The organism is Shimia litoralis, from assembly GCF_005518135.1.
GTDB classification, from domain to species: domain Bacteria; phylum Pseudomonadota; class Alphaproteobacteria; order Rhodobacterales; family Rhodobacteraceae; genus Shimia_E; species Shimia_E litoralis.
The window spans coordinates 40,724-55,500 of record NZ_SULI01000012.1 but is presented as its reverse complement, the minus strand read 5'-3'; the positions used below and the strand labels follow the sequence as shown (position 1 = coordinate 55,500).

Annotated in this window: 12 protein-coding genes; 7 read left to right on the top strand and 5 right to left on the bottom strand. The window is 54.5% G+C overall.

Features of this window, described 5'->3' with window-relative positions; translation table 11 throughout:
• The first annotated feature begins 5 nt into the window (after window positions 1–5).
• The 7 genes from FAP39_RS11120 (at window position 6) to FAP39_RS11090 (ending at window position 7,182) form a co-directional block, all read left to right on the top strand.
• Window positions 6–1,127 (top strand): hypothetical protein, encoded by a 1,122-nt coding sequence (locus tag FAP39_RS11120; RefSeq protein ID WP_138016472.1) that lies wholly within the window; start codon window positions 6–8, stop codon window positions 1,125–1,127.
• 67 nt (window positions 1,128–1,194) lie between these two features.
• Window positions 1,195–3,126: an AAA family ATPase gene (locus tag FAP39_RS11115; protein ID WP_138016471.1), complete on the top strand. Its 1,932-nt coding sequence runs from the start codon at window positions 1,195–1,197 to the stop codon at window positions 3,124–3,126.
• Window positions 3,126–4,160, top strand: coding sequence for a hypothetical protein (locus FAP39_RS11110; RefSeq protein WP_138016470.1), 1,035 nt, complete (start codon window positions 3,126–3,128; stop codon window positions 4,158–4,160). Before FAP39_RS11115 ends, FAP39_RS11110 begins: the two co-directional genes overlap by 1 nt.
• Window positions 4,157–5,491: a DUF6638 family protein gene (locus tag FAP39_RS11105; protein ID WP_138016469.1), complete on the top strand. Its 1,335-nt coding sequence runs from the start codon at window positions 4,157–4,159 to the stop codon at window positions 5,489–5,491. Before FAP39_RS11110 ends, FAP39_RS11105 begins: the two co-directional genes overlap by 4 nt.
• Window positions 5,492–5,495: 4 nt before the next feature.
• Window positions 5,496–5,762, top strand: coding sequence for a hypothetical protein (locus tag FAP39_RS11100; protein WP_138016468.1), 267 nt, complete (start codon window positions 5,496–5,498; stop codon window positions 5,760–5,762).
• A gap of 10 nt (window positions 5,763–5,772) precedes the next feature.
• Window positions 5,773–6,432, top strand: coding sequence for a DUF1523 family protein (locus FAP39_RS11095; protein WP_138016467.1), 660 nt, complete (start codon window positions 5,773–5,775; stop codon window positions 6,430–6,432).
• A 27-nt stretch (window positions 6,433–6,459) separates the two neighbouring features.
• The gene (locus tag FAP39_RS11090) at window positions 6,460–7,182 is read left to right on the top strand and encodes a porin family protein (protein ID WP_138016466.1); all 723 of its coding nucleotides are present in this window, start codon (window positions 6,460–6,462) and stop codon (window positions 7,180–7,182) included.
• Window position 7,183: 1 nt separating this feature from the next.
• On the opposite strand, the gene FAP39_RS11085 is transcribed toward FAP39_RS11090, so the two are convergent.
• The 5 genes from FAP39_RS11085 to xsc all read right to left on the bottom strand — a co-directional run bounded on the left by FAP39_RS11085 (window position 7,184) and on the right by xsc (window position 14,707).
• Window positions 7,184–8,056 carry a dimethyl sulfoxide reductase anchor subunit family protein gene (locus tag FAP39_RS11085; RefSeq protein ID WP_138016465.1) on the bottom strand — a complete coding sequence of 291 codons (873 nt, stop codon included), beginning with the start codon at window positions 8,054–8,056 and terminating at the stop codon, window positions 7,184–7,186.
• Window positions 8,056–8,829: a 4Fe-4S dicluster domain-containing protein gene (locus FAP39_RS11080; protein WP_138016464.1), complete on the bottom strand. Its 774-nt coding sequence runs from the start codon at window positions 8,827–8,829 to the stop codon at window positions 8,056–8,058. Before FAP39_RS11080 ends, FAP39_RS11085 begins: the two co-directional genes overlap by 1 nt.
• Window positions 8,826–11,633 carry a molybdopterin oxidoreductase family protein gene (locus FAP39_RS11075; RefSeq protein ID WP_138016463.1) on the bottom strand — a complete coding sequence of 936 codons (2,808 nt, stop codon included), beginning with the start codon at window positions 11,631–11,633 and terminating at the stop codon, window positions 8,826–8,828. Before FAP39_RS11075 ends, FAP39_RS11080 begins: the two co-directional genes overlap by 4 nt.
• 124 nt (window positions 11,634–11,757) lie before the next feature.
• Window positions 11,758–12,927, bottom strand: a complete 1,170-nt coding sequence (locus FAP39_RS11070; protein ID WP_138016462.1) for an acetate/propionate family kinase — start codon at window positions 12,925–12,927, stop codon at window positions 11,758–11,760.
• A 4-nt stretch (window positions 12,928–12,931) separates the two neighbouring features.
• Window positions 12,932–14,707 (bottom strand): sulfoacetaldehyde acetyltransferase, encoded by a 1,776-nt coding sequence (xsc, locus tag FAP39_RS11065; RefSeq protein ID WP_138016461.1) that lies wholly within the window; start codon window positions 14,705–14,707, stop codon window positions 12,932–12,934.
• Window positions 14,708–14,777 lie beyond the last annotated feature (70 nt).

The following is a 14,777-nucleotide window of genomic DNA, read 5'->3' as shown; positions in this document are numbered from 1 at the left end:
CAAAAATGACATATTCTACTGAAGACCACAAAGCGCTTAAGGATACGTATGCCTCGCGCCGGTATTTCAACAAATTTGCCCGTATCACCGAGCATTTGACGCACGTTGCTGCACAGCGCGCGGCAGAAGGGGCGTTTGATGAAACTGACGCAAAGGTACTGACGCGGTATCTGTCCGAGATCACACATACGTTTCGTGCGCTGAGCATGAAGTATCTGCTGGTGGGCCGCGATACCGGACAGCATTTCGGGTCGTTGTCGATGGATACGGTCGAAAGCGGATTTCCTGTATTCAATGAATTGCTGGTGATGGCCAACGATGCGCAGCAAGCCGAACAGCACTTGCAGCATATGCCGGGTACGGCAGACCTAAAGGATCAGATGCTGCGTGCGATCATTGGTGATCGCGAGGTGCCGACCAAGCTTCAGTTCGCGTTGTCACAGCGGCTGTATTACGAAGAGTTGAGCAAAGGCGATTTGTTTTGGGCGCAAAACCACCCGCAAGCGCGTTGGGTGGAAAATCTGACCGAGGGTCGAAAACGGTTTTTGGTCCACTGGGCCGTCTATGACAGCCAAATAAATCTGCCCACAATTTATCTTATGGACGTTGAAGACTCAGGGAAAACAGGACTGCCCAAAGATGAAAGGCGCTGGCCCGAAGTCCAAGCCCACTTGATGGGTCAAAGCCTTGGGGGCCTTAAGCTGGTCACCATCGCCAAAGGGTTTGACGAGAGCTTTGATGACTTGCATCCCAAACGGCTGCGACGGTTCCATGTGGGGCCGATGTATTCAAGCGCATATACACATCAGACAGGTCCAATTCGTCAGGTGCTGGATGTTGCGCGCTCGCCCGAGGGGGCGGATTGGGCGTTGGCATGGACCTTGGAAGAATTGAACAGCGAACGTGTGCAGCACCAGAAATCTGGGTGGTTCTCAACGGTCGAGCGTGAAGTCTTTGCGTTGGATCCGTTTTCTGGTCGCGGAGTGGATACGGGGGCAACGCGCACTGAACGATCCATTATTTTGCCACAGCGCCCGTATCAGGTTTTGGAAGAGTTAAACCCCCCCGGGTTCGCAAATGTGAACAAATACGTCGTGAGCCCCCAAGGCCGCGTCTTAAGTTATTAAGATTACATTTCGGCCTGACGCCGGAATTGTTGGTCCAAGTATGTTTACTAAAGCTGAGGTGTAAGACATGAGCCTGACGTCTGATCAAATGGAATTGCGCGAAGAAGATATCCGCAAACATTATGATGCCGCTGTAGGAATGTTGAATGGCTTTGACCACACACCTCGCATTGCCAAGGCGGCCCAAGCATCCACCCCAGAGCGATCCGCAGGGATTGGAACGCGCCGCCGGTTTCGCACGACCACACCGGGTCTGGTGACCCGCAGCACCGCGCGCCCCGAGGGCGTGCATCTGATCGAGCGCATTGAAACGACAGAGGTCGATGACCCGTTGGTATCCCCGCGTCAGGCGACGGTTTTGAACGGTTTGCGGAGGGCACTGGCAATCGCATTGGCCGTGGGCGAGAACTTTTCCGAAGCCTCGGGGTTAAGTGATCTGAAACGGGATAATCTTGCGGGGGCACTGGGCCAAAGCCACAGATCAGACTTTAGCGAACTCTTGGCCGCTGAAGCCTTGGTTGTGCTGTATGTATTTGCCAATGCAACGTCGTTTCTGTTGTCGCCCCAGATGGGCGAGGTTTCTGTTGAGGTGGGGGATGTCGACGAAATCCTGACCGACAATGCACAACTGGCGTTGCACGGCGTTCTTTGGGAGCTTGACCAAGACCTTGCTGCGCTGGCAGTCGATGAGGCCAAGCTGGTGGCGTGTGTGTGCGCCTTTGCCGAACAGCTTATGGAAAAGGTGGCGCTTCGGGCGCAATCCACAGGGCGTTTGGGGGCGTTTACCGGTGCAAATTGGCGCGTCGAAGCTGACGATCTGACATTGTCGGGTTTTACGCCCGCGCGCGCTGCCAAAAGCAGCCGCCTGACCATGACGTTCAAGCAACCCAACGAGGTGGTTGGAAACCATATCGCGAAATATCAGGCGATGAAGCTGGCCAAGATGTTGATGGCCTATGACTTTGATCGCAAGCTGAACCCCTTTGCCGAATTGGGCGGTTTCATCTTTACCTTTATGGGGGATGGCAAGCCGGGCACGGGCAAGACCACACTTATTCAAATGATGGCTGGCCTGATCCATGGATATTGTGAAACGGCGGGTTATCCGTTCCGGTATCAGAACCTTAGCACCGACAATATCGACAGCTATCAAGGGAAATCGGGCCAAAATGCCAAGGCCTTTATCAACAACATTCTTGATCCACAGGCCATCGGGTTTGGGACAATTGACGATATTGACCAACTTGCCGGCAAGCGTGGCGACCGACAATCATCGGCTGGCCAGCTTGAGATCACCGCCGTCTTGATGGAGAGCTTTGCAGGCGCCAATACCGTGGTGCGGGGCAACTGTACGTTCGGGATGTTTTCCAACTATCCTGAAAATGTCGATGACGCGCTGCGCCAACGCGCTGGCGCACGGTTCTTGGTGGATGGGCCGCAAACACAGGATGACTATGTTGATATCCTTGCGCTGTTGATGGGGAAAAACCACGATATTCCGCTGGGCGATCATGACCTGTACAAGGCCCAAGCCATCAAAACCGCCGTCGCTGCCAGCTTTGAAAGCCACGCGCGCCCGCATGAAGACGGATTAAAGGTGGTGTTCGATCAGGTCCAAGGCCAGATCGGGCCGCTGGATACCATTGCCAAGCTGGGCGCGTATCTAAAGGGCATTCAGCAAGCGGACGAACGGTTCACAGGTCGCGCGATCAAGAACATCACCGATGCCGTCAAAGTGCGCGCGATGGATTTTGAATTGCCCGACGAGTGGATGGAAAACCCCGATCTGTTCCTGTTCAAAGGCTATGACGACAAGCTGGGCATGATTTCCGAGCTGCGCCAACCGATCACGGTCGAGATGGTCGTTCAGGAAATCAACCGCTATGCCGATTCCGAATTCCGCTATGCCGATAAATCCGACGAGGTCGCGATTGAAAATGCCGTGCGCGATATGGGCCGGATGGAAGAGGCCAAACGTCGGTATCTGGAGGGGAAGTGATGCCTAATGCTCGAATAGCATTTCCGGAAAGAACTGACGTTTCGACACTAATGAGTTTCGCCAAGGAGCTTGACTACTATAGCCAACATGATCGCCTGATTATCGACATGCCAAACAAGGTGTTTTGCGGCCCATTTGCAATGTTGCTTTTAGGCGCAAAAATTAGATATCTGAAAGAAAAGTGTAAAAACTTGCATGTCATTTTTGACAACTGGGATAGTCTTCCCTACCTTTCGCACATGGGGTTTTATGACATGTGCGGTTTTGTTCATGGCAATGCGATAGGGCAAGCGCCGGGAAACTCTCGCTATCTACCAATTACACGACTACGCAGCGAAGACCTTGTCGAAAAACCAACAGATCAGTTTGAAGAGATGCAAGATTTGCTGCAACGGTCCGTTGATAGAATCGCGCTGGTTCTCGCGCATGACCAATACGAGAATCGCGACCTGTACGATGTTCTTGGTTATGCTCTCCGCGAAGTTTTGCGAAACAGTTTTGAACATGGTGAGACCAACAGAGTTTATTACTGTGCTCAGTATTGGCCAACGAGCAACAAGGTTGAATTTGCTGCATGTGACTTTGGGGTCGGAGTACGCAGAGGGTTAAGTCGGAACCCGAATTTTCGTTTTGACTCTGACAAAAAGGCTCTCGAATGTTCTCTTCTTCCAAGTGTTTCCGGGCGGACTCATGAACCGAGGCGATCATCAAACTGGTTTAATTCTGGTTACGGTCTCTACATGACCAATCGTCTGGCACGTAACGGTGGCAACTTCGTAATTTGCAGTGGTAGCAGCGCTATCTGTATGACACCGAAGACCAAAGCGAATTTCGTGACTTCGTTTCCTGGAACAATATTGCGGGTAAACTTGAATGTCGGCCAAATTGGAAGTGTTCAAGACCGGCTAGCGGAGTTTAGAGAAGAGGGTAAGGAAATCGCGGCGAAGATCAAAGGCTCCGGCAATCGCCCTCCCTCTGCAATGTCCCTATTGCTGCGCAGAGACTATGCTCCGTCAAACAGGGGGCGGAGATGAAACGTCTCATCCAACGCGGCCTGATGTTTGGCAATCTGATCGAAGTGTCCTCGTCTGTTCTGGTCGAGAGGTACAATCGTGCGCTGAAGCACCTGACGGGCAAGACCACTGATCTGACCGATTTTCACATTGATATTTCGGGGTATTCCCCAGAGGTGGGTGAGGCGCTGAATGATCATCTGTATCTGAACCAAGGGGGCTGTAACCGACAGTTTATCTTGTTGACCACGGAACAGAAAACCGCGCCGTTGCTGGGGGCGAAATTTTCAACCAGCCGCGATATTCTCAAGGCGTTTATCACCGAAAACGAACCCCAGTTGTTTGCCCTGACCGCGCGTGATGCGGTGGCGGGCGAGCTGGTCAATTCGGTCTATAGCGTGACCCAACCCGCGCGCCTGTTTGATATCCGCAAGGTGGTGGTCGAGGCCGATACAACCGAAGGCACCATTCGCGATGCCGACAAGCTTGGCCAGATGGTGGATCGGTTCAAACAGGACGATGATGCGTGGTTTGATGATGTGCTGATTGCCGATATGATCACGCTGGCCAAACGTACCGGCGATGTCACGCGCAACCCTGTACGCTTGCGGCATATGGAATTTGCGCAAGACAATTTCTGGACCGCGCATTTTGGTGGGCTTTATGTGTTTCGGGGCGTGGAACATCCGGCGGCGATTTCACGGGCTGACAAGGCAACGCTGGGCGATCTGCCGATCAAATACTTGTTTGATTTCAATGACCGCAACCGGATCGCCAAGTTCTTTGAATATAATGGCTTGGTTGAATCCATTGTGATGTCACGGGGCATCGACGCTAGCGCCATCCTGCGCCAAAAGATGGATTTCATCGTGGTGGACGCCGCCCAAGACGCAGGTGTGGACCTGACCGGGGCCACACGACGCGATATTCGTGGACTGGCCCGCGCGCATGCAGATCAGTTGCCCGAAGAATTCCACGGCCTGCAGAAATTGGTGAACTGGGCCGAAAACGACGGACCTTGGCCGCGCATCACGTCCGATCATCCCGCGTATTTTTATACGTTGCGGGCGGCGGACACGGCAGATCGGGATTTGGTCAACATGTTGCTGGCTGAATTGGCCCCCAAAGATGTGCGCCAACTGTTCATTTGCCACAAAGAAGCGTTCTATGCGGCCTATGCGGGGTGGAGTGACACCAAGAAATCCTATGTGGCGGATTTTCTGGAACGAGAGTATCAGGCAGATAAGGTCGGTGCACGCGCGGCGCTTTTCGGGCATGATGCACCTATGCAAGACGTCCGACAGGATGATTTGATTGCTCAGGTTGGTCCGTGGGGCGCAGTGAGGGGATAGAAAGATGTTTGCATTGGCACGGTTGGCGATTGTTGGCTTTATCATTTTGACGATCATTTACGTCTGTGTGTCCTTGTATTCCCGCGGTGTGCGGCGCGACAAGCTTGAGGCCGAGTGGGCCGAAAACGATATGGTGGGCGACGGCGAGGCGTGGGTCGAAGAGGGTCTTAAGGACTATGACGACTCGTTGCGGCGCAAGCTTATTCTTGGCGTCTATATCCTGCCTGTGCTGGCAGTGAGCGCGATCATCTATGTTGTAAATTTCATGTGAGGGGACCGATATGGTCTATGTAAAATGGGCGTTCTGGGGCACGTTTTGGCTGCTGATTGCTGCGATATTCCACTATACGTTGCCCAAACGCGATATCGTGTATGTCACGGGTGTCGAAATCAAGATGGAGCAGTTCGGCGAGAACTCTCTCTTTTGGGCAGCACCGGATACGGGCGCCAATATCTCTGATGGCGTGGTAAAGCGGGACGTGCGTTTCATTGATACCGTTCAGGCAAACGGCCGCGTCAAGGTATACCGCAACGAAGACACGGGCTGGGGATGGCCGCCATATTTCAAGCTGGACAGCTCAAACTTGCAGGCAGAGATGCGCAACCTGACATCGACGGCTGACAACCCGAATTGGGTGGCGATCCGATATTATGGCTGGCGGTTTATTCCGTGGTCTATCTATCCAAATGCGGTGTCCATCAAGTCAGTTGAAGGCCCAGATGTGCGATTGATCCCATGGTTGAATATCACCATCCTGACGGTGTTTTTTGCATTGGTCTGGGCGATCTATGTGCGTTGGCGGCGGTTTCGCAAAGCAAGAATAGACCCCATGCTCGAAGAGGTTGGCGATAGCTTCGAAGCGGCGGGTGACAGTATTGCCGAAAAGCGTGGGCGGTTTTCGCGGTGGATCGACAGCTGGCGTGATCCGGCCAAAAAATAGCGACACACTTTGCAGGGGCGCTGTTGGATGGCCACAACTCATAAGCTTTTGCGTACTGCTGCGGTCATGCTTGTTTTGACCGCCAGCACTGGCGGTGCGCAACCTTGGGACTATGAAGTGACGCCCTATCTTTGGATGCCGTCGTTTTCGGCGGGGCTGACACTTGGGGCGCTGCCCCCGACCGAAGGGGAAACGTCATTCTGGGATGTACTGGAAGGCGCATTCCTGCTTCAGGGAGAGGCGCGCAACGACGATTTCGCGGTATTTGGCGAGTTCAACTATCTTAAGCTTGGAAATACCTATGCCCCGTCGGTGCCGGTGCTTCAAACCGACGTCGGACTAGATGGCTATATGGCGATGTTGGCGTATGCACGCACGGTCACACAGCATTCCAAAAGCCGTTTGGATGTATATGGTGGCGCGCGGTACTGGAACCTGACGCTTACAGCGCGCAACCAACTTGCTGGTGGCGCACAATCCCGCCAGGTTTGGATTGACCCCGTCATAGGTTTGCGCGGACGCCATGCTATCACAGAGACCCTCAGCGTGGATGGCGATGTAAATATCGGGGGCTTTGGTGTCGGGTCCCAATTCCAAGCGGATGTATCAGGGTCGGTTGCGTGGCGGCTTGGCGACGCGACCAAGTTGCGACTTGGCTATAGGTATCTCAAGGTTGATTTTGAGGGCCAAGCCGCAGTGGCTGATATCAAGATTTATGGGCCCTTTGTCGCGCTGGGCTTTCAGTTCTGACCTAACGCATGCCGTAGTACAGCCCCACGACATGCTCTGCTTGTGCGAAAAATAGCCAACGCGACACTGCAACACCGATGAGGTGGCTTAGAACTGCGAGAAAGCCAAAGACATGTGGATAGGGCATCGCCAAGAATATGACGGGCAGAACCGACATCAAAACCAAAGAGATCACACGTAGGTTCTGGGCATGCTTGCGGCCGACGACATATACCATTTCTTTCATCAGGTAATTTGGAGAGCTGTGCGGGTGTGCCATTGAACGTACGTCGCCTCGATCACCAAGCCCTGTTGCAGTGCCAAGGGTGTGGTTGCGCTCAGAAAAGGCGGAGTCGGTTTTGCGCCACCACACAATTTGAATGATACCAGCGGCAAACAGCAAGCCCGATGCCATGCTGACGCGTCCGGACAATAGTGCGCCACCACTTATCGCGAGAACAAGAAATAGCAACGGTGTCAGGCGTGAGTTCCATCTTGGGACGGTCTTCAGCTGGGTATAAATCATCGAAGTTGTGAAAACGGTCGCCAAGGATAACGCAGCACCCAGTAGGCCCAGCCAAACAATATGGGTTCCCGTAAATACAAGCGCGGCCGCATACAGCGCCATAGTGCCCATTGCCAGCACAGCACAGACGCCTTCGCGGCTAAGCCAACTGGTCTTCCATTGGGAAAACGCCCGCCAAGCGCGTTCGGGGTGTCCGAGATGCAGGGTCGAGGCCATCAGGCCCCCCGCCGCCAAAAGGAATGCCAGCGCAAAGAATACAAATCCGACCATTCCGGTTGGCGGGGTGCTGTCTATGCCCAGCCAAGCCAACAGCCCGAACCCAAGCCCCGAGAGAGTTGTGAATGCGATAATTGAGGGTGCTGGGTGCATTACTCGGAGCCTTCTTTTGAACCGCTGGGGAGCCGTGAAAGTTGAGAGTCTATCCAGCCCAAGAACCCGGTCGGCGTATCGTGGACTGTATCCAGATAGGGCGCGAGAGGATTTTCTTGGCCCCATGTGTCTTTGATGCGGGGCGGAAGGTATTTGTTTACGGGATTGGTGCCTTGTTCTGGCATGAGATCCATACCACCACGGTCTTTGACAAGGCGCGACACATGCGAGTCCGGATCGGAGAAATCCCCGAAATGGCGCGCACCCGCTGGGCAAGTCCGCACACAAGAAGGCTCGCGGTCAATTTCGGGCAGGTTTTCATTATAGATGCGGTCCACACAGAGCGTGCATTTCTTCATCACCTTCTCTTCCTGATCCATCTCTCGCGCCCCGTATGGGCAGGCCCACGCGCACAGGCCGCAGCCAATGCAGTTGTCTTCGTTGACCAGAACGATACCGTCTTCGACACGTTTGTAGCTGGCGCCAGTTGGGCACACGGTCACGCAGGGTGCGGTTTCACAGTGCAAACATGATTTTGGAAAATGCACCGTTTGGGCGGGGCCGCTTTCTGGCTGGACCTCATAGGTATGTACGCGATTGAGAAACGTGCCCATCGGCTCTTCGCCATAGGGGCGTTGGTCCGACAGTGGTGCGCCATAGTTTTCAGTATTCCAACCTTTGCAAGAGATTACGCATGCGTGGCATCCCACACAGGTATCCAGATCAATCACAAGGCCGAGTTTGCGGGTGGTGGTTTCGGGAAGTTGGGTCATTTTCCGACCTTCCATGCAAGGCTGTCTGGCCCTGTTGGGACTGGGGACTTTATCTTTGGAAACTCTGACTGGGTCTCAGTCAGCGGTGCGGTTTTCTCGATTTTGACGCGCAGATCAAACCACGCGGCCTGTCCGGTGATCGGATCCGAGTTGGCCCATCTGAGCCCGTCGCCCTTGGCCGGTAGCAGCTCGTGAATGAGGTGGTTCAGCAAAAAACCCTTGGTGGCTTCCGGTGCGTTTTCGTCGAGCGCCCAAGTGCCTTTGCGTTTGCCGATGGCGTTCCATGTCCAGACGGTATTGTCATTCAGGGCAGCCTGATGTGCAACAGGCACGGTGATAGAGCCATGCGCGGACGTGACCTTGGCCCAGTCACCTTCGGTGAATTCATGTTTTTCCCAGATCTTTGTCGGGAGGTAGAGCGGGTTGGTGCCGTGAAGCTGGCGCAGCCACGCGTTTTGCGACCCCCAACTGTGATACATGGCCATCGGGCGTTGGGTCAGTGCGTGGATGGGGAATTCTTCGGTGTCTACGTGGCTGTCCTCAAACGGGGCATACCATGTAGGCAGTGGATCCATGACTTCTTTGAGGCGCGCGCGTAGGTGTTCGGGCGGCTGACGCTCTCCGTGGCCCTCGGCCGCGCGTTGGAATTTGCGCACGGGTTCACTGTAAAGCTGGAACAGATATGGGGTGGGCGCGTCAAAGATGCCCATACCCACAGCCCAGTTTTGATAGTCCATGTTCCATGGCTTATAGTAGCTGGCCGCCTTGGGCAGATGTTCGACAAAGAATCCGCCGTTTTCGATGTATTTATCAAGCTGTTCGGGGTTGGGGGCACCGCGGCCCACGTCAGAGCCATCGCCACGGAACCCCGCGAGTGGGCCAATACCGGGTTTGCGTTCGTGATTGACGATGTAATCAGCATAATCCTGATACTTGGCACTGCCGTCGTCATTGGTGAAGCCGGGCATGCCAAGGCGATTGGCCAGCTGTACCAGAACGGTCTGAAATCCCCTGACCTCGCGGTCGGGTTCAATGACGGGCCAACGGATCGCGTCTGCGGCGGCGTCGGCCTCGCAAATCGGGCGGTCCAGCAGGCTGATACAATCATGACGTTCCAGATAGGTCGTGTCGGGCAGGATCAGATCCGCGTAGGCGACCATTTCAGATGAATAGGCATCAGAATAGATGATATTCGGGATGACATAGTCCCCGTTTTCATCTGTGTCGGTTAGCATGTCGATGACACCACGCGTGTTCATGGAAGAGTTCCACGACATGTTGGCCATATACATGAACAGCGTATCGATTTTGTATGGATCGCCTGCATGGGCGTTGGAAATCACCATATGCATCAGGCCGTGCGAGCTCATCGGGTTTTCCCATGTGAACGCCTTGTCGATGCGTGCAGGGCTGCCGTCGGGCTTCAACATCAGATCTTCGGGGCCATGCACGAAGCCAAGGTGTGGTCCATCTAGGGCACAACTTGGTTTTGCGCCGCAATGGGGCTTGGGGTGTGCTTCGGGGGGTTTGGGGTAGGGGGGCTTAAAGCGAAATCCACCTGGGGTTTCCACGCTACCAAGGATGATCTGGAGCACATGCAACGCACGGCAGGTTTGGAATCCGTTCGAATGGGCCGAGATACCTCGCATCGCATGAAAGGCGACAGGACGCCCGATCATCTCGTGGTGTGTCTCACCGCGGAAATCGGTCCATTCTATGGGTAGGGTGATCGCCTCCTCGAAGGCCACTTGGGCCAACTCGGCAGCGATCCGGCGGATTTGATCCGCCGGTATACCGCACCGTTCAGATACCGCCTCGGGGGCGTATTCAGACGAGAGGTATTTTTCGGCCATCAATGCCATGACTGTGCGGTGTGTTTGGCCAGCGTGGCGATAGCTGGCGGATAGATCGGGCTGAACACCTTTTCGGTCAAATGGAGTTGGTTTGCCTGTGGCGCGGTCAATCACCAGAGGTTTGTCATCGTCATCCCGCAGGAACAGACCGGTTTCTGCGTCCACCAACACAGGTGCATTGGTGTATTGTGTCAGATAGTGCAGGTCAATCTTACCCGCTTTCATCAGTTCGTGCACGAGCGACAGTATGAACAAGCCATCCGTGCCGGGTGTGATACCGACCCAATCGTCCGCCACAGCATTATAACCCGACCGCACCGGGTTAACGCCAATGATACGTGCGCCGCGTGCTTTGATCTTGCCGATGCCAGCTTTGATCGGGTTGCTGTCGTGGTCTTCGGCCACGCCAAACAGCATGAACAGCTTGGTATGGTCCCAATCAGGTTGGCCAAACTCCCAAAATGCGCCGCCCATGGTATAGATGCCACCCGCCGCCATATTGACGGAACAAAACCCACCGTGAGCTGCAAAGTTGGGCGTGCCAAAGTTCTGAGCCCAGAAACCAGTGAACGACTGCGATTGATCGCGGCCTGTGAAGAATGCCAGTTTTTCAGGGTTGTTCTCGCGGATCGGCTTGAGCAGGCTCACTGCCATATCCAGCGCTTCGTCCCAAGAGATATCTTCGTATTCGCCTGAGCCACGCGGCCCGACCCGTTTCATCGGGTTACGTAGCCGCGAGGGTGCATTGACCTGCATGATGCCCGCGGATCCTTTGGCGCATAAGACGCCTTTGTTCACAGGATGGTCACGGTTGCCTTCGATATACGCAACATGACCGTCTTTCATGTGAACGTTGATGCCGCACCGACAGGCACACATGTAACATGTTGTTTTACGGATTTCGTCCGAAACATACGGCGACGTATTGATCTGAGGCTGTCGAGAGGTCATGCGCGGTCCTTGCCTGTTTCGGATACGTTAGAAGAGATAGCTGAGGTTCGCGACATTTTTCCGAACATGCGCTTGATCGTAGTCAAAGTTTCTTGGGTTTCGCAATTAGCGTGGAAAATAATTCTCAAAATCGTGCTCCTTGCGCGAGCAATGTCAGCGCATCAGCAGCAATTTTGCGTTCTTCCTGTGCCGGCACAATCCAAACTGGCGTCCTTGAGGTTTGTGGGCTTAAGCGAAGTGCATTCGATTGGTTGTATGCCCGATCCATGCCCGCGCCAGTCCAGCCAAGATTAGCCACAATCCGTCTGCGGATTTCGGGGCTGTTTTCTCCGATTCCGCCAGTGAAAACCAAGGCATCCACACCCTGCATTGCTGCGATCATTGATCCAGCGTGCCGTGCGGCCCAATAGCAAAAATGCTCGATTGCAAAATCGGCCTGTGCCGTTCCTTGCGCCAACAGGGCGCGCATGTCGGATGTTCCGTTGGAAAGGCCAAGCAAGCCGCTTTTGCTGTTGAGCAGGTCGCGTGTTACATCCAATCCATCTTCTTCGACAAGCCGGAGGACGGCGTTCGCGTCAAGTGATCCTGCGCGTGTGCCCATTGTGAGCCCCTCAAGCGGAGAGTACCCCATCGTGGTGGCAACTGACCGGCCGTCTTTAATGGCACAAAGGGATGCTCCGTTCCCCAAGTGGAGAGCAAGAACTCGCGCGGGAAGCGGTGTCGATGTGAGGTCGGGAAATAAATCAACAAGCGATGCATACGACAAGCCATGGAACCCATACCGTCGAATACCGCGATCCGTGATCTGTTGCGGCACCGCGTAGTGGGTCGCAACATCAGGGTTGGTCGCATGAAATGCTGTATCAAAACTCGCGAATTGCGGTAAGTCAGGGGCCAGTTTGGCCAACGTGTCAATCGCAGCCAAATTGTGCGGATTGTGCAACGGAGCCAAGGGAATATTGGCTTGTATACGCTGGCGTATGGTCGGTGTAATCTGACTTGGCTGGGTGAGGTTCTTACCGCCATGAACAACGCGATGTGCGGCCGCTCGTAAGGTGGATGCCTGAAATCCCAATTGACCCAGACCCGTAAGTATCGCGGAAAGAGCTGCCTCGTGGGTGGGCAAGTTTTGGGGGAAATCTGTGTCTGCGATCCGCAGTTGAGAAGCGCCCCCGATCCCGTCGGCCATTCCAGACAAAATCGGTGACAGCATTGTATCAAACAATGCAAACTTAATCGAGGACGACCCGGCGTTCAGAACAAGAATGGGGCCCTGTTGGCCGGGTCGACTCATTTACTTAGCTGCCCTTTTGCGGACGCATATCGTCGGCAGAAATTCCGGCCACGGCGACTGGATTTTTCATGGCGTCGCGGCGGAAGGGTTCGCCCAGTTCTTGGTTGATCATCGCTTCAATCAGCGTGGTAATGCCATTCTTTTGATCTTGCATGGCCTGGTTCATGGCCGCGGTAAGCTCGTCCATTGTGCGTGCTACGACGCCTTTGAGGCCGCAAGCGTTGGCAATTCCGGCATATGAAACTTGAGTATCAAGCTCGGTGCCAACAAAGTTGTCGTCGAACCACAGGGTCGAGTTGCGCTTTTCAGCACCCCATTGATAGTTTCGGAACACCACTTGGGTCACGGCGGGCCATTCCTCGCGACCAATGGCAGTCAGCTCGGTCACGGCGATGCCGAAGGCACCATCACCCGAGAACCCGCAAACCGGCGTGTCAGGGCAACCGATTTTGGCACCAACCACGGCTGGCAGGCCATAGCCACAGGGCCCAAACAAACCCGGTGCCAAGTATTTCCGGCCAGCTTCAAACGAAGGATATGCGTTGCCAATAGCGCAGTTATTCCCAATGTCTGACGAGATGATCGCATCCTTGGGCAGTGCAGCCTGAATGGCGCGCCACGCCATACGTGGGCTCATCCATTCGGGTTTGTCTGCGCGGGCACGCTGGTTCCACGTCGTGCCGGGATCGTCGTCTTCGTGATCCATGGAAGACAGTTGTTGAGCCCATGTCGATTTGGCTTTTGAAACCATGTTCTTACGATCCGAACGCCCGGCATCACCGGCGTCATCGGTGAGCTTTCCAAGGATGGACGTTGCGACCTTTTTGGCATCCCCAATAATCCCCACGGCGATGGCTTTGGTCAAACCGATGCGATCGGGGTTGATGTCGACCTGAATGATTTTCGCGTCTGTAGGCCAGTAATCCATGCCATAACCGGGTAGAGTCGAAAATGGGTTCAGGCGTGTACCCAACGCAAGAACAACATCCGCTTTTGCGATCAACTCCATGGCAGCTTTGGACCCGTTATATCCAAGGGGACCTGCGAAAAGTGGGTGGGATCCAGGGAAGGCATCATTGTGTTGATAGCCACAGCATACAGGGGCATCAAGGCGTTCGGCCAAATCCATCGAGGCAGGAATTGCACCGCCAATAATTACACCTGCTCCATTCAGAATAACGGGGAACTTTGCGGATGACAGCAGGGCCGCGGCCTCGTTCAGGGCGTCTTCGCCGCCAGAAGGGCGCTCGAAGTCGACGATGGCCGGAAGGTCGATGTCGACAACTTGTGTGAAATAGTCCCGAGGTACGTTGATCTGGGCCGGAGCGCTGTGACGTTTGGCTTGCATGATGACGCGGTTCAGAACTTCTGCCATGCGTGACGGGTCGCGCACTTCTTCTTGATAGCAGACCATGTCAGCGAATGCGGCCATTTGCTCAACTTCCTGAAAACCACCTTGGCCCATGGTTTTGTTGGCAGCCTGCGGTGTTACCAAAAGCAATGGCGTGTGGTTCCAGTATGCGGTTTTGACGGGCGTCACAAAGTTGGTAATGCCTGGCCCGTTCTGAGCCACCATCATCGACATTTTCCCAGTTGCGCGTGTATAGCCATCGGCCATCATGCCGCCGGACCCCTCGTGGGCACAGTCCCAGAAAGAGATGCCGGCCTGACCGAACAGATCCGAGATGGGCATCATTGCAGAGCCGATAATGCCAAAAGCATGTTCAATGCCGTGCATCTGCAGGACTTTGATGAAAGCCTCTTCGGTAGTCATTTTCATGGCGGTTCTCTCCTGAATCGCGAAACTTGAATTTTAGCTACGATAACGTTCTGCAGCACGGCGCGGTTAG